Source organism: Mesorhizobium sp. M7A.F.Ca.AU.001.01.1.1, assembly GCF_004022735.1.
GTDB classification, from domain to species: Bacteria; Pseudomonadota; Alphaproteobacteria; order Rhizobiales; family Rhizobiaceae; genus Mesorhizobium; species Mesorhizobium ciceri.
The window spans coordinates 1-3,020 of sequence record NZ_RZPF01000753.1 but is presented as its reverse complement, the minus strand read 5'-3'; the positions used below and the strand labels follow the sequence as shown (position 1 = coordinate 3,020).

Annotated in this window: 4 protein-coding genes; all 4 read right to left on the bottom strand. The window is 61.8% G+C overall.

The features are described 5' to 3' along the window. Positions 1-265: FixH family protein (locus tag EN884_RS31160; protein ID WP_206617681.1), on the bottom strand; the 265-nt coding region annotated here is incomplete at its 3' end. Beyond that, on the bottom strand, positions 262-1,821 hold the full coding sequence (gene ccoG, locus EN884_RS31155) for a cytochrome c oxidase accessory protein CcoG (RefSeq protein ID WP_164895267.1): 1,560 nt from the start codon (positions 1,819-1,821) through the stop codon (positions 262-264). The genes EN884_RS31160 and ccoG, both read right to left, overlap by 4 nt. A 186-nt stretch (positions 1,822-2,007) precedes the next feature. Continuing rightward, on the bottom strand, positions 2,008-2,871 hold the full coding sequence (gene ccoP, locus EN884_RS31150) for a cytochrome-c oxidase, cbb3-type subunit III (protein ID WP_063170485.1): 864 nt from the start codon (positions 2,869-2,871) through the stop codon (positions 2,008-2,010). A 2-nt stretch (positions 2,872-2,873) separates the two neighbouring features. Beyond that, a partial coding sequence (locus tag EN884_RS31145; protein ID WP_245492015.1) for a cbb3-type cytochrome c oxidase subunit 3 occupies positions 2,874-3,020 on the bottom strand: 147 nt, incomplete at its 5' end.

The window sequence follows — 3,020 nt, the reverse complement described above, 5'->3', positions numbered from 1 at the left end:
CGGTAAGGCTATAGCGGACCTCGCCCCATGCGATGGTCAGCTTGCCGGTCCAGCCGAGCGCTGCCTGCGCCCGCCCCTCCTCGGCCTTCTTGTTGAACTGCTGGCTCGCCACATAGGTGTTTTCGACGACAAGGCCGGTCCAGCTCGTGTTGGCGAGCGTTGCCATCGTCAGATTGACCGCGATGACCACCCCGAAAAAGGCTAGGATGATGGCCAGCATGTGCCTGCCGGTGAATACGCGGGGTTTTTCAGCGTTAGCGGTCATCTGGCAGTCTCCGGCGCGTTGAAGGTGGCGGTGTATTCGTCCGCCTCGAAGCTCGCCTTGTCCTCGACACGGAACTTGAAGGTCTGCGCTGTGCCCTGGATTTGATCCGCCGGCTGGCGCACGAAGACCTTCAGCATTTTCAGGCGGTCGGGTTCGACCGGAATGGCAAAAGAACGGCCTTCCGGGATGTCGTCGCCGACCACGCTCATCTCGGCGCCCTGCAAGCCTTGAATCGCGACAACGATCGTCCTTGGCTCGGGGATCATGTTGAGCAGCTTGACGGTGTAGCCGTTGCGGATCGAGCCGTCGGACAGCGTGACAAATTGCGGATTGCGATCATGCAGCACGTTGACTTCGAGCCGATCGCGCGTCAGCAGCGAATAGAGCAGACCCAGGCCGATCAGCGACCACAGACCCATGTAGACGTAGGTGCGTGGCCGGAAGATCTTGCTGACATGGAAATGCGCCACCTTGTCGGAGAACAGGCCATCAGCGGTCCTGACCAGCGACGGGTTGACTGAACTGGAGCCGCCCGCGGTCGCCAGCATCATGTTGGCGTTGTAATCGGAGAGCGTTGCGTAGGAAATCAGTCCGCGTTCCCTGCCGAGCTTGCCCATGACGCCGTCGCAGGCGTCGATGCAAAGCGCGCAGGTGATGCATTCGAGCTGCTGGCCGTCGCGAATGTCGATCCCCATCGGGCAGACCGCGACACAGGCATTGCAGTCGACGCAGTCGCCGACCGACTGTCCCGCGGCTTGCACCGACTTGGCATGACGCGAACGCGGTTCGCCGCGCCAGTCATTGTAGGTGACGGTGAGCGAACTTTCGTCGAGCATGGCCGCCTGGATGCGTGGCCATGGGCACATGTAGGTGCAGACCTGTTCGCGCATCAGCCCGCCGAACGTATAGGTCGTGGCCGTCAGCACGGCGACGGTGATGTAGGCAACGGGTGCCGCGGTGCCGGTAAAGAGTTCGCCAACCAGCGTCGGCGCATCGGCAAAATAGAAGATCCAGGCGCCGCCCGTCGCCGCCCCTATGCCCAGCCAGATGGCGTGTTTCGATGCCCGCAGCGCAAGCTTGCGGGCGGTCCATGGGCCGGCATCGAGTTTCATGCGTGCGTTGCGATCACCCTCGATGGCGCGCTCGACGACCAGAAACAGATCGACCCATACAGTCTGCGGACATGTATAGCCGCACCAGGCGCGACCGATAGTCGACGTGATCAGGAAAAGACCGACGCCGGCCATGATCAGAAGGCCGGCCACATAGTAGAATTCCTGCGGCCAGATCTCGATGAAGAAGAAGTAGAAGCGCCGGTTGGCGAGATCGAGCAGCACGGCCTGGTCCGGGGCGAACGGGCCACGGTCCCATCGCAACCACTGTGTCAGGTAGTAGATACCGAGTGTGATCGCCATCACCAGCCACTTGAACCGACGAAAGTTCCCTGTTGCCCGTTTCGGGAATATCTTCTTGCGCGCGGCATACATCGGCTGGCGCACCTTGGCGGAATTGGCCGCTTCGGCTTCGAGCCGCTCTACCTGCGTATTGTCCAGCACATGCATCTCCACTCGCGCAGGCGACAATCTGCCCATGCCCAGGCTGCCAGCGTAGGCAAGTCTTGGCGCGGGGCGGGGGCAGGCGCGTTGATGCAAGTCAATTACCGGTGCCGAATATAGGTCGAGGCCCGGCATGGCCGGGCCTCGTCGCTTGGCTGGCGAAGGGTGGGAACAGGTCCCCGCTTCCTATTCCCCACCACCAAGCGAATGGATATAGACGGCGAGTTCCTTGACCTTGGTCTCGCCCAGGCGTGCGCCCCAGGCCGGCATGACGCCCTGTTTTGGCGCACGGACCTGTGCGGCGATGGCTGTCTCACCGGATCCATAGAGCCAGATCGCATCGGTCAGGTCGGGCGCCCCGAGCTCCTTGTTGCCTTTTGCATTGTCGCCATGACAGGCCACGCAATTTTCGGCAAAGACCTTGGCGCCGGGCTCGACGAGGCTGGCATCCTGGACCTTTCCCGACAGGCTGGCGACATAGGTGCTAACCTGAGCGATCTGGTCAGTGGTTATGATGTCGCCAAAGGCAGGCATTTCCGACAGGCGCGTCTCCGCATCGGACGCAAAGCGGATGCCGTGCATAATCGTCTGCTGGATCTGCTCGGCCTTGCCGCCCCACAGCCAGTCGTCGTCGTTGAGATTGGGAAAGCCCTTGGAACCTTGGGCGCCGGAGCCATGACATTGTACGCAATTGACCTTGAAAGCGGCGCCACCGGCGGCGATTGCGAATTCGCGCAGGCCATCGTCCGCGGCGATCTCCGAGACGCTCTTGGACGCCACCGCCGAGATGTATTTGCCCTTGGCGGCTTCAGCCGCAGTCAGCTCGTTCCTGACTTCGTTGCGGCTGGAATAGCCGAGCAAACCCTTCGTCGCCGAGTGCAGCAGGGGCCATGCCGGATAGGCGATGGTGTAGCCGATGGCCCAGACAATGGTGATGTAAAACGTGATGACCCACCATCTGGGAAGCGGGTTGTTCAGTTCCCGGATGCCATCCCATTCGTGGCCGGTGGTCGAGACGCCGGAGATTTCATCGATATGCTCGTCGCTCATGATCACTCGTCCTCAAGGGGAATCCGGGCAGCTTCGTCGGCCAGCTTGCGGCTGCCGGGGCGGAGCGCGAAGGCAGTCGCGCCGACAAAGAAAAGCGCCATGGCGACCAGGCCCCAGCTGTCGGCAAACTCTCGCATCAAATTGTAATC